The 18058-nt window shown below is 68.5% G+C and carries 20 protein-coding genes; 12 read left to right on the top strand and 8 right to left on the bottom strand.

Features of this window, described 5'->3' with window-relative positions; translation table 11 throughout:
* Positions 1-23 precede the first annotated feature (23 nt).
* Positions 24-512, top strand: coding sequence for a PaaI family thioesterase (locus EF834_RS11465; protein ID WP_127947377.1), 489 nt, complete (start codon positions 24-26; stop codon positions 510-512).
* A gap of 27 nt (positions 513-539) precedes the next feature.
* Here EF834_RS11465 and serS read toward each other — a convergent pair whose 3' ends face one another.
* On the bottom strand, positions 540-1796 hold the full coding sequence (serS, locus tag EF834_RS11470) for a serine--tRNA ligase (protein WP_127947378.1): 1257 nt from the start codon (positions 1794-1796) through the stop codon (positions 540-542).
* A gap of 314 nt (positions 1797-2110) precedes the next feature.
* On the opposite strand from serS, the gene EF834_RS11475 reads away from it, so the two are divergent.
* From EF834_RS11475 to EF834_RS11495, 5 genes are all read left to right on the top strand, one after another.
* Positions 2111-3187, top strand: a complete 1077-nt coding sequence (locus EF834_RS11475; RefSeq protein ID WP_127947379.1) for a septum formation family protein — start codon at positions 2111-2113, stop codon at positions 3185-3187.
* Position 3188: 1 nt separating this feature from the next.
* Entirely contained in the window at positions 3189-3539 is a 351-nt protein-coding gene (locus EF834_RS11480) for a metallopeptidase family protein (RefSeq protein WP_206615257.1), read from the top strand.
* Positions 3540-3727: 188 nt separating this feature from the next.
* Entirely contained in the window at positions 3728-4036 is a 309-nt protein-coding gene (locus EF834_RS11485) for a PE domain-containing protein (RefSeq protein WP_127947380.1), read from the top strand.
* A gap of 46 nt (positions 4037-4082) precedes the next feature.
* A complete protein-coding gene (locus tag EF834_RS11490) occupies positions 4083-5324 on the top strand; it encodes a PPE domain-containing protein (protein ID WP_127947381.1) in 1242 nt (413 codons plus the stop codon).
* Positions 5321-6136, top strand: a complete 816-nt coding sequence (locus EF834_RS11495) for an ESX secretion-associated protein EspG (RefSeq protein WP_127947382.1) — start codon at positions 5321-5323, stop codon at positions 6134-6136. The genes EF834_RS11490 and EF834_RS11495 overlap by 4 nt, the downstream gene beginning before the upstream one ends.
* Before the next feature lie 34 nt (positions 6137-6170).
* Here the strand turns inward: EF834_RS11495 and EF834_RS11500 are convergent, their stop codons facing one another.
* From EF834_RS11500 to EF834_RS11510, 3 genes are all read right to left on the bottom strand, one after another.
* Positions 6171-6857 carry a histidine phosphatase family protein gene (locus EF834_RS11500; protein ID WP_127947383.1) on the bottom strand — a complete coding sequence of 229 codons (687 nt, stop codon included), beginning with the start codon at positions 6855-6857 and terminating at the stop codon, positions 6171-6173.
* Entirely contained in the window at positions 6854-7768 is a 915-nt protein-coding gene (pheA, locus tag EF834_RS11505; RefSeq protein ID WP_127947384.1) for a prephenate dehydratase, read from the bottom strand. The genes EF834_RS11500 and pheA overlap by 4 nt, the downstream gene beginning before the upstream one ends.
* Before the next feature lie 62 nt (positions 7769-7830).
* Positions 7831-8565, bottom strand: coding sequence for a hypothetical protein (locus EF834_RS11510; RefSeq protein WP_235871129.1), 735 nt, complete (start codon positions 8563-8565; stop codon positions 7831-7833).
* Positions 8566-8861: 296 nt separating this feature from the next.
* Here EF834_RS11510 and EF834_RS11515 point away from each other — a divergent pair, with 296 nt between their 5' ends.
* The 5 genes from EF834_RS11515 (at position 8862) to EF834_RS11535 (ending at position 13618) form a co-directional block, all read left to right on the top strand.
* On the top strand, positions 8862-10088 hold the full coding sequence (locus EF834_RS11515; RefSeq protein ID WP_127947385.1) for a serine hydrolase domain-containing protein: 1227 nt from the start codon (positions 8862-8864) through the stop codon (positions 10086-10088).
* Positions 10089-10131: 43 nt separating this feature from the next.
* Positions 10132-10947, top strand: a complete 816-nt coding sequence (locus EF834_RS11520; protein WP_127947386.1) for a CPBP family intramembrane glutamic endopeptidase — start codon at positions 10132-10134, stop codon at positions 10945-10947.
* Positions 10948-11113: 166 nt separating this feature from the next.
* Positions 11114-12307, top strand: coding sequence for an LCP family protein (locus EF834_RS11525; protein ID WP_127947387.1), 1194 nt, complete (start codon positions 11114-11116; stop codon positions 12305-12307).
* Positions 12308-12357: 50 nt separating this feature from the next.
* Positions 12358-12897: a ferritin gene (locus tag EF834_RS11530; protein ID WP_127947388.1), complete on the top strand. Its 540-nt coding sequence runs from the start codon at positions 12358-12360 to the stop codon at positions 12895-12897.
* 172 nt (positions 12898-13069) lie between these two features.
* A complete protein-coding gene (locus EF834_RS11535) occupies positions 13070-13618 on the top strand; it encodes a ferritin (RefSeq protein ID WP_127947389.1) in 549 nt (182 codons plus the stop codon).
* A gap of 82 nt (positions 13619-13700) precedes the next feature.
* Here EF834_RS11535 and EF834_RS11540 read toward each other — a convergent pair whose 3' ends face one another.
* From EF834_RS11540 to EF834_RS11555, 4 genes are read right to left on the bottom strand one after another with little or no spacing between them, the layout of a single operon-like run.
* Entirely contained in the window at positions 13701-14615 is a 915-nt protein-coding gene (locus EF834_RS11540; protein ID WP_127947390.1) for a DUF5926 family protein, read from the bottom strand.
* 33 nt (positions 14616-14648) lie between these two features.
* Positions 14649-15416, bottom strand: coding sequence for a glycerophosphodiester phosphodiesterase (locus EF834_RS11545; RefSeq protein ID WP_127947391.1), 768 nt, complete (start codon positions 15414-15416; stop codon positions 14649-14651).
* Positions 15413-16354 carry a DUF4328 domain-containing protein gene (locus EF834_RS11550; protein WP_127947392.1) on the bottom strand — a complete coding sequence of 314 codons (942 nt, stop codon included), beginning with the start codon at positions 16352-16354 and terminating at the stop codon, positions 15413-15415. The genes EF834_RS11545 and EF834_RS11550 overlap by 4 nt, the downstream gene beginning before the upstream one ends.
* A complete protein-coding gene (locus tag EF834_RS11555; RefSeq protein WP_235871131.1) occupies positions 16355-16702 on the bottom strand; it encodes a rhodanese-like domain-containing protein in 348 nt (115 codons plus the stop codon).
* 418 nt (positions 16703-17120) lie between these two features.
* Between EF834_RS11555 and EF834_RS11560 the strand changes: the two genes are divergently transcribed.
* Positions 17121-18053 carry an LLM class F420-dependent oxidoreductase gene (locus EF834_RS11560; protein WP_127947394.1) on the top strand — a complete coding sequence of 311 codons (933 nt, stop codon included), beginning with the start codon at positions 17121-17123 and terminating at the stop codon, positions 18051-18053.
* The last annotated feature ends 5 nt before the right edge of the window (positions 18054-18058 follow it).

The raw sequence follows: 18058 nt of genomic DNA on the forward strand, positions 1-18058 counted from the left end.
TACATCCAGGTACCGTCCGGTACGTGTCCATCGAACGCCAGCGCACCTACACCTGGAACGACCCGGGGCCCATCGCCGAAGCCAACCGGAACCTCAGCGGACTCGAGTTCGTCCGCGGACTCGTCGACGGCACCGTCCCGCACCACCCCACCGCGAGCACCCTGGGCTTCCGCGTCACCGACGCCGGCGAGGGCTTCGTCGAGATCACCGCAGAACCGGCCGAATGGCACTACAACGCCGTCGGCACCGTGCACGGGGGCGTCATCGCCACCATGATCGACACCGCGATGGGCTTCGCCGTCTCGAGCACCCTGCCTGTCCGCGTCGGCTACACCACGCTCGATATGACCGTCCGCTACATCCGCGGCATCAGGGAAGGGGCGGGATCGATTCGCGTACACGGGTTCTCCGAGCACACCGGCCGCACCACCGCGACCGCACGCGCCGAGGTCCGCGACGGCCAGAACCGCCTGCTCGCTACCGCGTCGACCACCTGTCTGATCCTGCGCTGAGCACTATCCCGAACGCTGAGGGATGACCTACGGGGTCAACACCTCACGCCCCACGAACGGCACCAGGGCGGCGGGGACCTTGACCGAACCGTCTTTCTGCTGGTGGTTTTCGAGGATCGCAACGAGCCACCGCGTCGTGGCGAGCGTGCCGTTGAGAGTCGCGGCGATCTGCGTCTTGCCGTTCTCGTCGCGGTATCGGATGCTCAGTCGCCGCGCCTGGAAAGTGGTGCAGTTCGACGTCGATGTCAGTTCGCGGTATGCCTTCTGTGTGGGAATCCAAGCCTCGCAGTCGAACTTGCGGGCCGCCGACGTGCCGAGGTCGCCACCGGCGACATCGATCACCCGGTACGGGACCTCGATCGCGGCAAGCATGTCCCGCTCCCAGGAGAGGAGTCGGCGATGTTCCTCGTCCGCCTCTTCGGGCTTGCAGAACGTGAACATCTCCACCTTGTCGAACTGGTGGACTCGGATGATGCCGCGGGTGTCCTTGCCGTAGCTGCCGGCCTCACGGCGGAAGCACGACGACCAGCCCGCGTACCGCTTGGAGCCGTCGGACAGGTCCATGATCTCGCCCGAGTGGTAGCCGGCCAGCGGCACCTCCGAGGTACCGACGAGGTAGAGGTCATCGTCGGCCAGGTGATAGACCTCGTCCGAGTGCTGGCCGAGGAAACCGGTGCCCTGCATGATCTCGGGACGCACCAGCACCGGCGGGATCATCATCGTGAACCCGTTGGCCATCGCCTTCTGTGCCGCCAACTGCAGCATGCCCAGCTGGAGCATCGCACCGAAACCGGTGAGGTAGTAGAACCGTGACCCCGACACCTTCGCGCCGCGCTCCATGTCGATCAGCCCCAGCGACTCACCGAGCTCGAGGTGATCCTTGGGCTCGAAGTCGAACGCCGGGATCTCACCGACGGTGTCCAAGGTGATGAAGTCGTCCTCGCCGCCGGCGGGGGCGCCGTCCTGGACGATGTTCGAGATCGCCCGATGGGCCGCTTCGAGCGCGGCCTGCGCTTCGGCCTCCGCGGCCTCGGCTTCCTTGACCTTCCGGGCCAGTTCCTTCGACCCTTCGAGCAGCGCGGGCCGCTCGTCCGGGGACGCCTGCCCGACCTTCTTCCCGAACGCCTTCTGCTCGGCGCGCAACGTGTCACCCGCCAGGACGGCTGCACGACGCGACGTGTCGGCCTCGAGCAGTGCATCGACCAGACCGGGGTCTTCGCCGCGCGTACGCTGCGAGGTGCGGACGACGTTGGGGTGCTCGCGAAGGAACTTGAGGTCAATCACGACCCTAGACCCTACTTGGTTGAGCTGCGCTCACTCCCGACGCTTCCCCTGTACCCGCAGATAGTCCCCGGGTCCGAACATGCGTGCAGCATCGAGCGCCGACGCTGCTTCGACATCGACACTGCTTCGACATCGACACTGCGTCCACGTCGACACTGCGTCGACGTGGAGACTCCAGGGCCCCGGGGCTGTCGAACGATCGACCGGTCATTACCGCACGTCGGCGCTGGGCGAGAAGCGATGTTTCTCACTCATGCCGCGGAACCTACGCGCAAACCTCGGCATCCGAGTCGGTTGAAGGCATTATGGACGGGATGTCCCAGGATGAGACCGAGCCGACATCTTCGTCGGCCCAGCAGCCGAAGCGGCGCCGACACCTGTCCGCACGGGTCGCCAGACGCGCCCTCGCGCTCGTTGCGAGCGGTGGGGTGCTGGCGGCGGGCGCAACGATCTTGCTGTCGGGCGGCTTCGACCGCGGTGAGAACCTGGCCACACCCTCGGCCAAGGTGGGGCCGCAGCTCACCGGCGCCATTGCCGGCGAGGCCTTCGGATCGGCCGGCGAGGGTGACTGCCTTGCGTGGAGCAACCCCGACGCAAGCGACCTCGAGAAGGTCGACTGCGCGCAGACGCACCAGTTCGAGGTGGCCCGGGACATCGACCTGGGCGCGTACCCCGGCGTCGAGTTCGGGCCCGGCTCCCGGTTCCCGGGCGTGCTGCGCTTCTCCGAGTTGCGCGACGATTTCTGTGGGCCCGCGGTCAATACCTACCTGAACGGCCGCTTCGACCCGAAGGGCAAGTTCAGCGTCGGTCTGATCAACCCGGGCGAGGCCGGCTGGGCGGCCGGCGAGCGGACCATACGCTGCGGGCTGCAGTTCTCCGGTGTCACCGGGATCTCACTGCCCATCGAGGGTCTGGTAGCCGAGCAGGATCAGTCGAAGATATGGGACGTCGACACCTGCATCGGCCTCAGCCAGGGCGTGCCGTCCGATCCGGTCGACTGCGCGCAGCCTCATGCGTTCGAGGTGGTGGGTGTGATCGACATGGCCAGCGAGTTCCCGGGCGCCATGCCGTCGGTCGAGGACCAGGACAAGCTCCTCGAAAAGGCGTGCACTGACGCCAGCGCCGACTATCTCGGCTCGCCCGAAGCCCTGCGCGACAAGACCCTCACGCTGTTCTGGGACAATCTGGACCTCGACAGCTGGCTCGTCGGGAGTCGCAAGATCAACTGTTCGATCGGCAAGGAGATCGACGGCAATGGGTTCGCCACGATCGTGGGCAGCGCGAAGGGCGACATCCTGATCGACGGCCAGGCGCCGGTACCGCCGCCGCCGATCGGGTCGCGTGCGCTGCCGACGCCACTGCCCGGTGCCGCACCATTCCCAGGAGCGTGACGTGACGGTGACCATGACGGACGCCCGGTTCGAGGAACTGGTCTCGGAGGCGCTCGACCTCATACCGTCACAGCTCGCGGAGGCGATCGACAACGTCGTGGTGCTCGTCGAGCCACGCAACGACGAGGAGCCCACACTGCTCGGGCTCTACCAGGGCATCGCCTTGACCGAGCGGGACAGCCACTACGGCGGCTCGCTGCCCGACACCATCACGATCTATCGGGACGCGATCCTCGACGTGTGCCACACCGAAGACGAAGTGGTGCACGAGGTGATGGTCACGGTGATCCACGAGGTGGCCCACTACTTCGGTATAGAAGAGGACCGTCTGCACGAGCTCGGCTGGGGTTGACCGGCCCGGCGAGACCATTCCCGGTTTCTTGTGGAGCCCGGATTCTTGTGGAACCGACCGGCCTCCCCTTGCGTCCAAGCAATCGAGGAACCGTTTCGCCGAAGCTCGTTCCCAGGTCCGTGACCTCGCCCTGACCCCTGTCCCCTTAGACCCACAGACCCACAGACCCACCACGAGGAGCCTCCGCCATGCCGGATCACGTGTTCGTCGACCCTGACGTCCTTCTCGCGGCCGCCGCGGAGCTCGACGCGCTGGCGATTCGCCTACAGGCGACGATGACCGCCGCGAGCCCGGCCCTGAACGTCGCACCGTCGGGGTCCGAGGAGGTGTCCGTTCTGGCCGCGGGCTACTTCAACCGCCTCGCGAGCAGCTTCGGACCAGCCACTACCCGGGGCATCGAGGAACTGGCTGCCGCCGCGGCGATGCTCCGCGCCCAGGCCGCCGCGTATTCGAGCGAGGACCACGCCCTCGGTGCCACGCTCGCCGCGGGAATGTGACCTCGCCCCGCCAGTACCACTAAGCCGACCATAGGAGAAACGCATCATGGCCATCGGTGTCACCGGCGTCGTCTGGATTCCCCGCGGCGCAACGGTCAACTCGACCGCGCTCACCGCGGGCGCTGGGCCAGTGCCGCTCAGCGGGGCGAGTTCCGCATGGACCGCGGTCGCCGAGAGCTTCGTCGACGCTAGTGCGACCCTGACCCGCGTGATGCAGGAACTGCGCACGGGATGGAGTGGCGTGGCTGCCGACGCCGCGCTGGCCCGGCTCGCCCCGTTCAACGGGTGGGCCCAGCAGTCCGCGGCGCTGGCCGCCCAGTCCGCCGCGAAGGCTTCCGCCGAGGCCGCCGCCTATACAACTGCTGCCCTGGCGATGCCGAGCCTGCCCGAGATCACCGCGGTCAAGACCGCCAAGACCGCCGCCTACGCCACCGGTGGCGCACTCACCGGGGCCGCAGCCGCCGCGGAAGCGGCAGATCGGGCGATGGACATCCGGGCCGGGCTGGTGATGGAAGCCTACGAGGCGGCATCATCGAGCATGGTTGCAACACCCGAGACTTTCGCGCCGCCGCCACCGCTCACCAACGGCTCGACAGTGGGACTCGAGGCCGGCGACCCCGGCGAAGTGGCCCGGCGCGAGCTCGAGAACGACTTTCGCGCCAGCCCGGTCGACACCATCGCGGCCGCGGCCACCTCGTTCACGCAGAATCCGGCCGTGGCGAACGCGACGACGCAGGTCGGCACGGCCGCTGGCATGGTCTCCACCGCCACGTCGGCGGCCTCCGACCCGGGTGGCGCCGGGCTCGGGGGGAACCGAGCCGCGACACCGACACTCATGGCGAACACCGCTATCGCGTCGGCGGGCACCGTTCAGAGCGCCGCAGCCTCCGCCGGCAGGGACGGAGCCCCAGCCGCCCCGCGGGCGGCGGGCTTTCCCGACCGGGGCCGCGTCGCGCTACCCGACGGCTGGGCACAGGCCGGACGGCCCGACGGCCTGGCCCAGACCGGACGGCCCGACGGCTGGGCACAGGCCGGACGATCCGACGGTGCCGTCCGTCCCGGTGGCAGCGTCGGCGGGGCGGATGCGATGCGCGCCGACGCGTCGGCAACGGCCCGCAACGCTACTCCGGTGGCTGGAGCCCCGGTGGGCGCGAATCGAGGTGACGACGACGCTGCGGAGTCCGACCGCTCGACGCCCGGCTATCTGCGGGACTTCGAACACTTCTCTGACGGGCGCACCGTGATCCCATCGGTCATCGGCGCCCATCTGCCCGAGGACGGGCGGTGATCGACCTCGGGCTCGGCCCGATCGGCGCGACCCTGCCGCCGACCACGCTGCACGTCGACGAGATCGACCTGCTTGCACATCTGCTCGGCATCGACGTCCTGCCGGTCGTGCTCGACACCGGACCGCGATTCGATGAGCTCTCCGGGCGGGACGCGGCGTTCCGCGATGCCTACGGCACGCTGGACTCGGCCGGGCTGATCGAGGGAATCGACGAGGCGCCCAAAGTGCATCCCGACCTGGCCGGACGGTTACGCACACTCGCTCGCCCACGTGCAGAGATCGCCGTGCGCCGGTATGGCGGTGGGACTATCCACCGGGCGTGCCTCGCCCGCGACGAGGAGCGCGCCGACGCCGGGGTGCTGGCGCTGCGCAGCGGCGACACGTTCACGATCCAGCGAGTCGAAGGCACACTTGCAGAACCGCTCAGACATGCACTGGGCAGTGTCGAGCCAGTGCATTTCGACGCGGTGAACTGTCCCACCGCGGATCTCGCTGCCGCACTCGACCAGATCACCGCCCCGCAGGGGGCGGCACACCTGCTGACAGCGGTGGGGGTCCGCGCCGAGGAGGCCGCGGTTCTCGGTCCCGCGTTCGCCGACTGCCCGGCGTTCGCCGAGATCGTCGGACTCGTCCATGTGGAAGGCGGCTCGCCGGTGATGCACGGACCGGTGACCGTGTTCGACACCTCGGCCGGGCGCATCGTGGGCACGACCAGTGTCGCCACCGACGGCATCAAGTGGACATCACTCGGCCCCGGAACACCCGGTCGGCTACAGCAGGCGATCGAGGCTCTGCTCGCTCAAATCGGCTGAGTCGGCGATCAGGCCGCGCCGTCAGGCCGGGCCGTCAGCCCATCGGGTCGTCGGCCTCGGTTGCCGCCTCCTCGAACCACGGCCGCCGCGTGGGCGCCTCGAACGGCGGATCGTAGGTGCCCCACCGTATGCACTGCCAACCTTCGGGGGTCGGGACAAGCTCCACCGTGGAGGTGTTCTCCAGGTGCCGGTCCGCCGCGAACGCGCCGGGCACACCGGCCAGGTAGGCGGCCACCAACCGGATCGCGGCGCCGTGGCTGACCACCACGACGTCGCCACCGGCGCTGCCGTCGAGGTACTCGGTGCGAAGCGAATCCACCACCGGCACATATCGTTCGATGATGTCGTGACCGGACTCGCCGCCCGGGATCCGCGCCGACAAGTCGCCTTCGTGCCAGGTGTGGAACACCTTTGCGAACATCCGGTGCGAATCGATGTCCGATCGGTCCTCGAGTTCGCCGGCTTGCGCCTCGTGCAGCCCGTCACGCACCTGAAGCCCGATACCCGCCGCCGCCTCCACGAACCCGGCCGTCTCCCGCGCACGCAACGCCGCCGACGACACCAGCGCAGACGGCGGCAGCCCCGCGAACCGGTCGCCGAGCGTCTTCGCCTGGGTCCGCCCGAGTTCCGTGAGCCGGGCACCAGGCAGCCGGGTGTCGAGGCGTCGCTCGATGTTCGCCTCGGTCTGTCCGTGTCGAACCAGGATCAGCCTGCCGCTCATGCGTTCTCCTCCCCTCGACGCAAACGCTCGAGCCATACGACGGCATCGGCGTCGGACATCGGGGCACCGCCGTCGGGGACGGCCGACGGCCACGACCCGAGGAAGCGCACATCGCTGAAGCGGTGCAGTGCCTTGAGCGCCTCCGCGACCAGACCGTCGTCGATGTGCCCGACACAGTCCAGATGGAACAGGTAGGTGCCGAATTCCTTACGCGTGGGACGGGATTCGATACGGGAGAGGTCGATGCCGCGCGTCGCGAACTCCATCATGGCCCGGACCAGCGATCCGGGTACGTTGTCGAGGTGGAGCACGACACTGGTGCGGTCGTTGCCGGTGCGCGCCGGCGCCGGGCCGGGCTTGGTGACCAGCACGAAGCGGGTGCGGGCACCCTCGTAGTCGGCCACCCCGGACGCCAGCGCTGCGAGCCCGAGCCGTTCACCCGCCAGCGCCGTCGATACAGCAGCGTCGGCGACACCGGCCGCAACATCTTCTGCCGCACCGGCATTCGACGACGCCGGCTCGACGCGAGCGTTCGGCAGGTACCTGTCCAGCCAGCCCTGCACCTGCGCGGTCGCCACCGGGTAGGCGCGGACGGTACGGACGTCGTCGAGTGTGGTCCCGGGGCGGCCGACGATCGTGAACGCGACCTCGAGTTCGGTCTCGGCCATGATCTGCAACCGGTCACCGAGGGCGAGGGCGTCCATGGTCGGCCGGATCGACCCCTCGACCGAACTCTCGATCGGCACCACCGCGCCGACGACGTCGCCGCGGCGGACCAGATCCAGCGCGGCCGACTGGCTCGCCGCGGCCACCCGCTCGACCTCGCCGTCGAACACGCCCGCCGACTCGAGCTGGGCGAGGGCCATCTCAGTGAAGGTACCGGTGGGTCCGAAGTAGGCGATACGAAGCACGCCTACGAGATTACGCAATCGTGTCCGACGCACCCGCCGTTTCCGGGCCCGTCGCAGGCGGACTACAGCAGGCCGGCGTCGGAGAGCACCTGCTCGGCCTCCTCGAGGTCCTCCACCTCGATGCCGAGTAGCACGCCCCGCACCGCTTCGGCCGCCTCCGGGGCCAGTGCCGCGAGCGACTTCGGGTCGGGAGTGGCCAGCGCCGCACGGACGTCGTCGCCGCACAGCGCCGCGACCGTACCGGCCAGCAGGGACAGCACCTCGGCGCCGTCCCGGGCGCGCCCGAAGAAACCGACGGACGTGTGCGCGAGAACCCCGAGGAAGTCGGCGACCGCATCGACGGGCTGGCCGGCGACCAGGCCGGGACTGTAGCCGGCGTCGGCGAGGACCTGCGCCGCCTCGGCCAGGGTGCCGGCGGACTCTTCCGCTGTGCTGGGCTCTTCGGCTGTGACGAAGACGGTGACGGGCGAGTGCAGCCGCAGTCCGACGGCATCCTCGACCTGCGCGGTGGTGCAGTGCACGTGGTAACGCAGCACGCGGTGCTCCGCGGCTCGGTCGAGGTCGTCCGGATCGATGTCGAGTTCGACCACGACCCTGCCGGCGTCGACGTCGGTTCCGGCGGCGGCCGCGAGGAGCGACGCGGCGACGATCTGTGGTCCGGTCGCGGCGGTGCCCCGGACGGCGGCGGGGACGGCGGATTCGCGCCGCTGGAGGAGCAGTTCCGCGACGAGCGACCGCGCCGCCCGCTCACCGGTCACGGGAAGGGTCGGCATCGACAGTGGAACAGGAATCGACACCCCGCAACGTTATCCCGGACCGGGGGGTTCGATTCCCCCAGTGCTGACCACGATCGTCTTCCGGATCGATCACATCCCGGCTACGGACGACCAACTGCCTGCCGGCGCCCCGCCGCGGGTGTACAGAGAAATTGTGAAAGGTGGTGGCCTATGGGGTTGATGTCTCGCCGCCGTGCCGACCGCCTGGGCTTCGGGTTTCTCGCCCGCCCGGAATCTGTGCCGGGGCTGGGACGTTCTACTGATGAGACCGAGACCGCACTGGGCGATCTCGCACGGATACCGGAAGTTCGCTCGACATGACTGCCGCAATGCCGCGTCGTGCCTCGGGCGGGACCCCACGTCGCAAGGCGGAGTACCAACCGCCGACGACGATGCTCGTCAGCCCGCGTTTCGAGGCGCTCGCCACACAGTTCTTCCACATGTTCCGTCGCACCCGCGACGGCGGTGGCGCCTTGGCCGTCTACCTGCACGGGGAACCGGTCCTCGACGTCTGGGCCGGATGGGCGTCCCCGATCCGCAAGTGGGACTCCGACACCGTCACGTTGTCGTTCTCGACCGGCAAGGGCGTCGCAAGCACGGTTCTGCACCGCCTCGCGCAGCGCGGCCTGATCGACTACGACAAGCCAGTCGCCGAGTACTGGCCCGAGTTCGGCGAAGCCGGCAAGGAATCGATCACGGTGCGTGAGTTGCTCAGCCACCGCGCCGGGCTGCACCGCATCCGAGGCCTCGTTTCCGGTCGGCACGCGCTGCTCGACCACGACCGGGTCACCGCGGCACTCGCAGCGGCGGTTCCGGACCCGCGCCGTACGAAGATGCCCGGCTACCACGCCGTCACGTACGGAACGCTCATCGCAGAACTGACCGAACGGGCAACGGGCAAGTCGTTCACGGAACTGGTGCGGACCGAAGTCGCCGAGCCACTCGGGATCCCCGAGTTCTGGTTCCAGGTTCCCGAATCGGAGAAGAGCCGCATCGCGAAGGTATTCCCGCACATCAACCCCTTCGGGGTGCCGTGGGGGGTGACGTCGCTGACGCTGTCGCTGGTCCCGCACCTGAAGGACATCGCGGATGCCGGAATGCCCGAAGGCTTCGACATGCTCGTGCGCGACCCGACGATTCACGACTACGTTATGCCGGGCTGGAACGGCGTGTTCAGCGCCCGCGCGCTGGCCCGCATGTACGCGGCGTTCGCGAACGACGGCGTCGTCGACGGCATCCAGTTCCTCGAACCCGAAACGCTCGAGCAGTTGGGCGAGGTGCAGACCCGCGCCCGTGACTACGTGCTCGGTATCCGGATGAACTGGCGGCTCGGTTATCACGCGGCCCTCGTCGCGGCCCGTACCCAGCACTCAGGCGCGTTCGGGCACTACGGGATGGGCGGGTCCGGCGCGTTCGCCGACCCGGAAACCGGACTGTCGTTGGCATTCGTGACCAATCGCCTCGGCAACGCCCTGACCCCGTTCGCCGACCTGCGGCTGCCCAGTCTCGGCGCGAAGGCCGAGTCGATCGCTCATCACATGTAATCGCTCATCACATGTAACAGCGTTTGCGTCTAGCGTCAGCGGAGTGATCACCCGTTCGACCGTCGACTCGTGGCTCCGGCCCGCGTCGCCGCCGCCCTCGCCGCCGCTCGACGCCCGCGAGCGGCGCGCCCTGTGGTTCGAGATCACGATCGTCCTGATCGTGACCTTCGGGCTGTCCGGCGTCTACAGCGCGCTGTCGCTGCTCGAATCCGCACTCCAGCCGGGCGGACTGTCCGAGCAGGCGGTCGCGCTCAATCCGTCCCGGTCGACGAATTCGTACATCGACCTGGCCCGACAGCTGCTCGGCGTCGTCAAGCTCGTCGCGTGGGCGGCACTGGGCCTGTACCTGCTGTGGCGCAGCGGCCTGGGCCCTCGGCGGATCGGACTCGGACGGATGCGGCTGCGGGACGCGGCCCTGCCCGGTATCGGGCTCGCGGCCCTCATCGGCGTTCCCGGGCTGGCGTTCTACCTGGGGGCGGTCGCGCTGGACATGAACCTGACGGTCATGCCGAGCACCATCGACGACCACTGGTGGCGGCTGCCCGTCCTGGTGTTGTGGGCGATCGCGAACTCGGCCGCCGAGGAAGTGCTGGTGGTCGCCTACTTGATCTCGCGGCTGCGCCGGCTGGGCTGGAGCGAGAACTCGTCGTTGCTCGCGTCGGCGCTGCTGCGCGGCAGTTACCACCTCTATCAAGGCCTCGGCGGGGGTCTCGGCAACGTGCTGATGGGGTTGATCTTCGGCCGGTACTGGCAGCGGACCGGCAAGCTGTGGCCGCTGGTGATCGCGCACGCCTTGATCGACGCCGTCGCGTTCGTCGGCTACGCACTGCTTCGCGGGCACGTGTCGTGGTTGCCTTGATCTCGGACGTTAGTGTTCGTGCGTATTCTCGTTGATCGTGAACGGCGAGACCCCAGACGGACGTCAGCCGGGCCCGCCCCGGCGCGGCCGTCCCCAGCCACCGCGCAGCGTTCCCCCGCCGCCGCCGCGGCGGCCACGGCCTGCGCCGGGACCCGAGGGCTCGCAGGTGATCCGGCGCGACGGCCGCGGGGGCCAACCCGCCCCGCCTCCGCCGCCGCAGCGGGCGTGGTCCCAGGCGCCACCACCCCGCGCGTACGCCCCGACACAGACACCGCGTCCGTACGCCGACGGCCGCCGCGTCCCGCCGGCGCCGCCACGCAACCCCCAACCTCCCCAACCCCCCCAGCCCCCACGGCCGCCGCGTCCCGCCGGCGAGCCGCCGAAAGGGCGACGTCCACGCCGGCGCTGGCGTTGGCCGCGCCGGGTCGCGCTGGTGCTGGTCATGGCTCTGGTGGCGTCGGTCGGCGGCATGCTCTTCCTGGACACCAAGCTGAACCGCGTGGACGCACTCGCCGACTATCCCGGCCGCATCGCCGACACCCCCGGCACCAACTGGCTGCTGGTCGGCTCGGACAGCCGGGAGGGACTCACCCCCGAGCAGGCGGCGGAGCTGACGACCGGTGGTGAGGAAATCGGCGGCCAGCGCACCGACACGATCATGCTCGTGCACATCCCAAGGAGCGGTGCCACGACGATGGTGTCGATCCCACGTGACTCGTACGTCAACATCCCGGGTATCGGCCGGGGCAAGATCAACGCGGCCTTCTCGCAACCCGGCGGTGAGCAACTGCTGGTGCAGACCGTCGAGGAGGCCACCGGGCTGCACATCGACCACTACGCCGAAATCGGGTTCGGCGGTTTCGCCGGCGTCGTCGATGCGCTCGGCGGCGTGAACGTGTGCGTGCCGTACCCCATCGACGATCCCATGGCCGGCGTCAACCTCCCGGAGGGCTGCCAGGACTTGAACGGACCCGACGCGCTCGGCTTCGTCCGCAGTCGCGCGACCCCCCTCGCCGACCTGGACCGGATGGACAATCAGCGCGCCTTCATGAGCGCGCTGCTGGAGAAGGTGACCTCACCCGCAACACTGATCAATCCGCTGCGACTGTGGCCGACGATCGCGAAGACGGCAGACTCGATACAGGTCGACGACGGGGACCATCTGTGGAATCTCGCCGGGCTGGCGTGGGCCATGCGTGGTGACGTGGTGACCACCACCGTGCCGGTCGGCGGATTCGACGTCGTCGCCGGTTGGGGTGACGTCCTGCTGTGGGACCGAGGAAAGGCGAGCGAATTCTTCGATGCGCTCGCAAATGACCGTCAGATCCCGCAGAGCCTTCTGACCAGCGCACCGTCATAGGCGTGACATCGCCGGCGCCATAGCGGCGTCGCGGGAGTAGTGTTTCGCTCATGAGTGATGCGGCACGCACTAGCGAGTTCCACCGACTGTTGCAGGAACAGATCCGCAACGAATTCACGGCCTCGCAGCAGTACATTGCTGTCGCCGTCTACTTCGATTCCGAGGATCTTCCGCAGCTCGCCGGACGCTTCTATCGGCAGGCGGCCGAGGAACGCGACCACGCGATGATGATGGTCCAGTACCTGCTCGACAACGACCTGCCGGTCACGGTGCCCGGAATCGACTCCGTCGAGACCGACTTCAAGTCGGTCCGCGAGCCCGTCGCGCTGGCCGTCACGCAGGAGAAAGCCGTCACCGATCAGGTCACACACCTGGCCCGCACCGCCCGCGACATCGGCGACTACCTGGGCGAACAGTTCATGCAATGGTTCCTCAAGGAACAGGTCGAGGAGGTCGCGAGCATGACGACCCTGCTCGCGATCGTCGATCGCGCGGGCGACAACCTCTTCGACATCGAGGAGTTCGTGGCGCGCGAGATGAGTTCAGCGGTCAGGTCCGACTCCACAGCGCCCAAGATCGCCGGCTCCTGATTCGGATTTGTGGCGATTGTCGATGGACGGCATTTCCGGAAACTCGACAACTTTGGAAAGCCCAACCTAATTTAGCCGACGCTAAATAAGTCGACCCCAAATGAGGGAATACTAGCCTCAATTAGGTTCTGCTTGGATGACAGTTGGTTATGACCAGCGATATCTTTGTTACATGAGTGCTGCAAACGAGTCGCATCGGACGAAATTCCATGCACTTCTCCACGAACAGATCCGCAACGAATTCAACGCGTCGCATCAGTACCTTGCGGCCGCGGTGTATTTCGACAACGCGGACCTGCCGCGTTTGGCCAAGCACTTCTACAGGCAGGCCAACGAGGAACGCAACCACGCGATGATGATCATCCAGTACTTCCTGGATCGAGAGATCGCCATCGAGCTCAGCGGGATCGATCCGGCGAAGAGCCGCTTCGAGAGCGCCCGCGAGCCCATCGCGCTCGCGCTGGCCCAGGAGAAGGACGTCACCGAGCAGGTCATCCAACTCGCCCGCACCGCCCGCGACGACGGCGACTACCTCGGCGAACAGTTCATGCAATGGTTCCTCAAGGAACAGGTCGAAGAAGTCGCCCGCATGACGACCCTGCTGACCATCGCCGACCGTGCCGGTTCCAATCTGTTCGATCTCGAGGACTTCGTGGCCCGCGAAATGAGCAGCGTCGACGACGCGTCGGGTGCGCCGCCGGTTGCCGGCGGCAAGATCTGACCCTCTATTCAGCCGAAGGGCCCCGTCACACGCCTCGCAGCGCGTGACGGGGCCCTTCTGGTTCGGTGAAACCCGTTCAGCCTCAGCGCAGGGTGACCTGGCGCCCCCGCAGCCCGTCGCGGGCCCGCAGTTCCGCCGACGTCAACGGCGCGTCGACGGCCAGGGCCTCGGCCAGGCGCCGGCCCAACTCCACTGTCGGCTCAGCCCACTCGTCCGGGTGCTTCTCGCGGTCGAGATCGAAGACCGGAACGAGCAGACCGTGGGTCCGGAAGGATCCGGCGAACCGTGAGCCCTCGCCGAGGTGCAGCCCGCCGGCGGCCTGGAGGCGTGCGAGCGCGAGCATCAGCGCGTCCTCGTCCTCGGGGCGGACCCAACGCAGGTGCGCACGTTCACCGGCGTCGACCCACCAGGCGGCGACGACGTCGTCGGCCTCGATTCGCGCCGAAGGCATGATCGCCATGTTCGCCTGCTGGACCGATGCGGCGACGTCGGGAGTCGACTCGACACCTTCCGGGATCCACCAGTCGAAGTCCTGGTGGACGGTGATCTTCGGCAGCGCGTCCGCGACCAGGACGTCGGCCAGGCGTGGGCCGTCGGCCGACGGGTCCGCGAAGGTCAGCGAGGTGCCCGGCTCGGCGGTCTGCGCCCAGACCACCGCGGCGCCGAGGTCGGCACCGGGGTCGGCCGTGTGGGCCTGGACCTGAAAGCCGACATACCGTCCGGCGGCACCAGCCTCGTCGCGCACCAGTGCTGCGACGGCACCCGGCAGGACCGTGGCGCCGGTCACCGGCTTGTCGGCCTCCCGGACCTGCAGATCGACGATGGCGGACGGCACGAACTCGCGCAGAGCGACGAGATCGCATTCGGCGGCCAGGCCCGCGAACGGCCGGGTCGGTGCAGCGACCTCGGCCTCACGCGCGAGGCGCCGCTGCTCGAGCTTCGCGGCACGGTTGCTACCGGGCTTGGGACCACTGTTTCTCTTGCTCTTCTTACCCACGAGGCCAAAACCTACACGGACGGGCGCGCCATCTCAGCCGCCGAGCAGTTTCTTGGTGCGTCCGGGATGATTGGTCGCGACCCAGCCCACCCCGAGTTCCTTGCACAGGCGCACGTCGGCGGGGTCGTCGACGGTCCAGCAGTAGGTGGCGCGTCCCGCGGCGGCCGCCTTGTCGACGATCTCCGGGTGCTCGCGCAGCGTCTTGATCGACGGCCCGACGGCGGTGGCGCCGACGGTGGAAGCGGCGGCCCCACCGCCGAGGTAGCGGGAGGCGTCCCCGAGCAACACTGTGGGCAGCAGCGGCGCCGACCTGCGGATTCGCCACACGGCGGTTGCCGCGAACGACATCACGACGGCCCGTGAGTGATTGGCGGACGCCGGGGCGGCCAACCCGTAGCGGGCCAGCTCGGCGAGCACCTTGCTCTCGACCAGTCCTCCGTAGCGGACGGGGTGCTTCGTCTCGATGAACAACTTGGTCGGGCGCGACGTCCAATCCAAGGTGAGCTCGATGAGCTGGGACAACGTCAGCAGCTCCGCCGGCTCGCCGTCGGTGCCGTAATCGAGTTCGCCCAGCGTTCGGAGCGTCATCTCGCTGACGACACCGGTGCCGGAGGACACGCGGTCCACGCGACGGTCGTGGACGCATACGAGATGCCCGTCGCGGGTGAGCCGGACGTCGCACTCGAGGCCGTCGGCTCCCTCCGCGAGAGCCAGTTCGTACGCGGCGAGGGTGTGCTCGGCCCGCGCGGCCGACGCACCACGATGGGCCACTACGAGAGGTCCACGCCTATCTGGGCTCATCCGACTGCCGCCTCCTCGGGCTGTGCGTTCCTGGGCACGTTGATCCACCGGGCGCTGCGGTGCTGGCGACCGAACAGGTCGCGGTCGTCGAACCGGCGCACGATGTGCAGCGTGAGCAGTGCAGTTGCGGCGGCGACGGCTGCGGTGACCGCGGCCAGCACAACACCGTCCGCCTGTGCCTGCAGGGTGTCGCGATTTCGCCAGAGCAGGCCGACCGCGACGAGTGCCCCGTTCGCAACCCAGGCGGCCCACCAGATGCGGATCGCGGTCAGCGTCCGCCGGTCTCCGCCGGCGATCTCGCTGAGGAACACCCCGGGCATCACGAGGTTGACGACGGGGACGAGCACGCCGACGGCGAGCGAGCGAGGGGAACGTGGGTCTGCGAGCCCGCGGGCGGCGAGGACCCGGCGGCGGGTGAGGGCGAGTCGGCACACCGAGGCGATCGCCGCAGCGAGGGCAACGAGCGGTGCCGACACTTGAGTCGCCCACACCATCGAGTCCGAGAGTGCGAGGGTGAGCGGGTCGACCAGCCGGACCCGGTTGAACAGGAGCAGTCCGTATCGGAAGGCCTCCGACGCGGCAGCGAGACCGAACACGATCGCGGTGCACGCGAGCAGCGTCGGTGCCAGGTCCGCGGCGGACTCTGTACGGGTGAGCCGGTCGTCGGGTCGTTCCGGAGGAGGATCGAGGAGGCCCCAGCGAGGCACCTCGCTGTAGCGGGGGGTCGGTCCGAGTTCGCGGGCCGGTGGACGCGGGCCCACGAGCTGCCGGTACGGGCTGCGAGCAACCCAGCGGAAGTTGCGTCGGGACGGTGGCGTCGGACGGAGGGTGTCGACCGGCGAGAGCAGCACGCCCTGGCAGCGCGGGCACCATTGGGCTGGTGCGCCGACCACCGGCCATCGGGTCGCGCAGTGCGCACAAACCTGGACGACGCTCATCTAGTAGATCTTCGCTGACCCGGGATCGCCATCGGAGATCAGCGGCAGCCCGGCCTGCTGCCACGCGACCATGCCACCGTCGACGTTGTAGGCGTCGAAGCCGATGCTGTTGAGGAACTCGACCACGACGATCGAGCGTCCCCCCTGCCGGCACACGACGAACACCTCGGCATCGATGTCGATTTCGTCGGTGCGGGCCGGTACGTCGATGATCGGGATGTGCTGCGCACCCGGGGCGTGCCCCAGCTCCCACTCGTCGACCTCGCGCACGTCCAGCAGGACGGTCCTCGAGCCGGGCTCCGTCGGGAGGTCCGTCACGGAGACAGTAGGAACGCGCGGTATCGTCACGCCTTGATTGTGGCACGATCCCGGGCCGGGTAACGCGTCTCGCGTTACCACCTCGGCGCTGTTCGTGACCGGACCGACACGTTTCGCGTCCGGCGTCAGCCAAATGAGCATTCAAATGTGACCTGAACCACTGATTCCGCCGAGTTATCCACAGTTTCCACAGAACTGTCCCCAGTTCTGCACAACGCCGCCGGGGATCATTCACAGGTCAGCGGCGTGTGGCGGAAGATCCGTTGACAGCTGTGCACCGTCGGACCCACAGCAATCCACAGGCTGTGCGGGGATGAAGGGCAACGGGCCCGAGTCGCGGTGCAGGCCCCATCTCGAGATTCGTCGAATGCGCCCCCAGCCACGCCGACGGCATCCACACGGACGGCATCCGCGCAGACAGCACAGTGAATGCGGCACAGTGGACGGCATGGACCTGAGAATCTTCACTGAACCGCAGCAGGGCGCCACATACGACGATCTTCTCGCGGTGGCGAAGGCTACCGAACAATTCGGATACGACGCATTCTTCCGATCCGACCACTATCTGGCCATGAACGTCGAGGGCCTACCCGGCCCCACCGACGCGTGGATCACCCTCGCCGGGCTCGCCCGCGACACCTCCACCATCCGCCTCGGCACCCTCGTGACCTCGGCGACGTTCCGCTACCCCGGTCCGCTCGCCATCTCGGTGGCGCAGGTCGACGCCATGAGTGGTGGACGGGTCGAGCTCGGCATCGGCGCGGGCTGGTTCGAAGAAGAGCACCGCGCCTACGGAATCCCCTTCCCGCCGACCGGTGAGCGGTTCGACCGCTTCGAGGAGTCGCTCGCGATCATCACGGGCCTGTGGGAGACGCCGATCGGCCAGAAGTTCAACTACGACGGCGTCCACTTCCCGATCAGTGATTCCCCTGCGTTGACGAAGCCGGTGCAGTCGCCGCGCCCGCCGATCGTGATCGGCGGTATGGGCAAGCGGCGCACCCCCGCGCTGGCGGCCCGCTACGCCGACGAGTTCAACCAACCGTTCCAGTCGATCGAGGGCACCGCGGCGGCGTTCGACCGGGTCCGCGAGGCGTGCCGCGCGGTCGACCGCGACCCGGACTCGCTCGTCTACTCGAACGCGTTCGTCCTGTGCTGTGGGCGCAACGAGGAAGAGATCGCGCGTCGGGCTTCGCGGATCGGGCGGGAGGTCGATGAATTGCGCTTCAACGGTCTCGCGGGAACGCCGGCCGAACTGGTCGACAAGATCGGTCGCTACCGTGACGAGGTGGGAACGCAGCGGATCTACCTGCAGACGCTCGACCTGGCCGACCTCGAGCATCTCGAGCTCGTCGCGTCTGAGGTAATGCCTCAGCTCGGCTGAGCGGG

This window comes from Rhodococcus spongiicola, assembly GCF_004011835.1.
Classification (GTDB): domain Bacteria; phylum Actinomycetota; class Actinomycetes; order Mycobacteriales; family Mycobacteriaceae; genus Prescottella; species Prescottella spongiicola.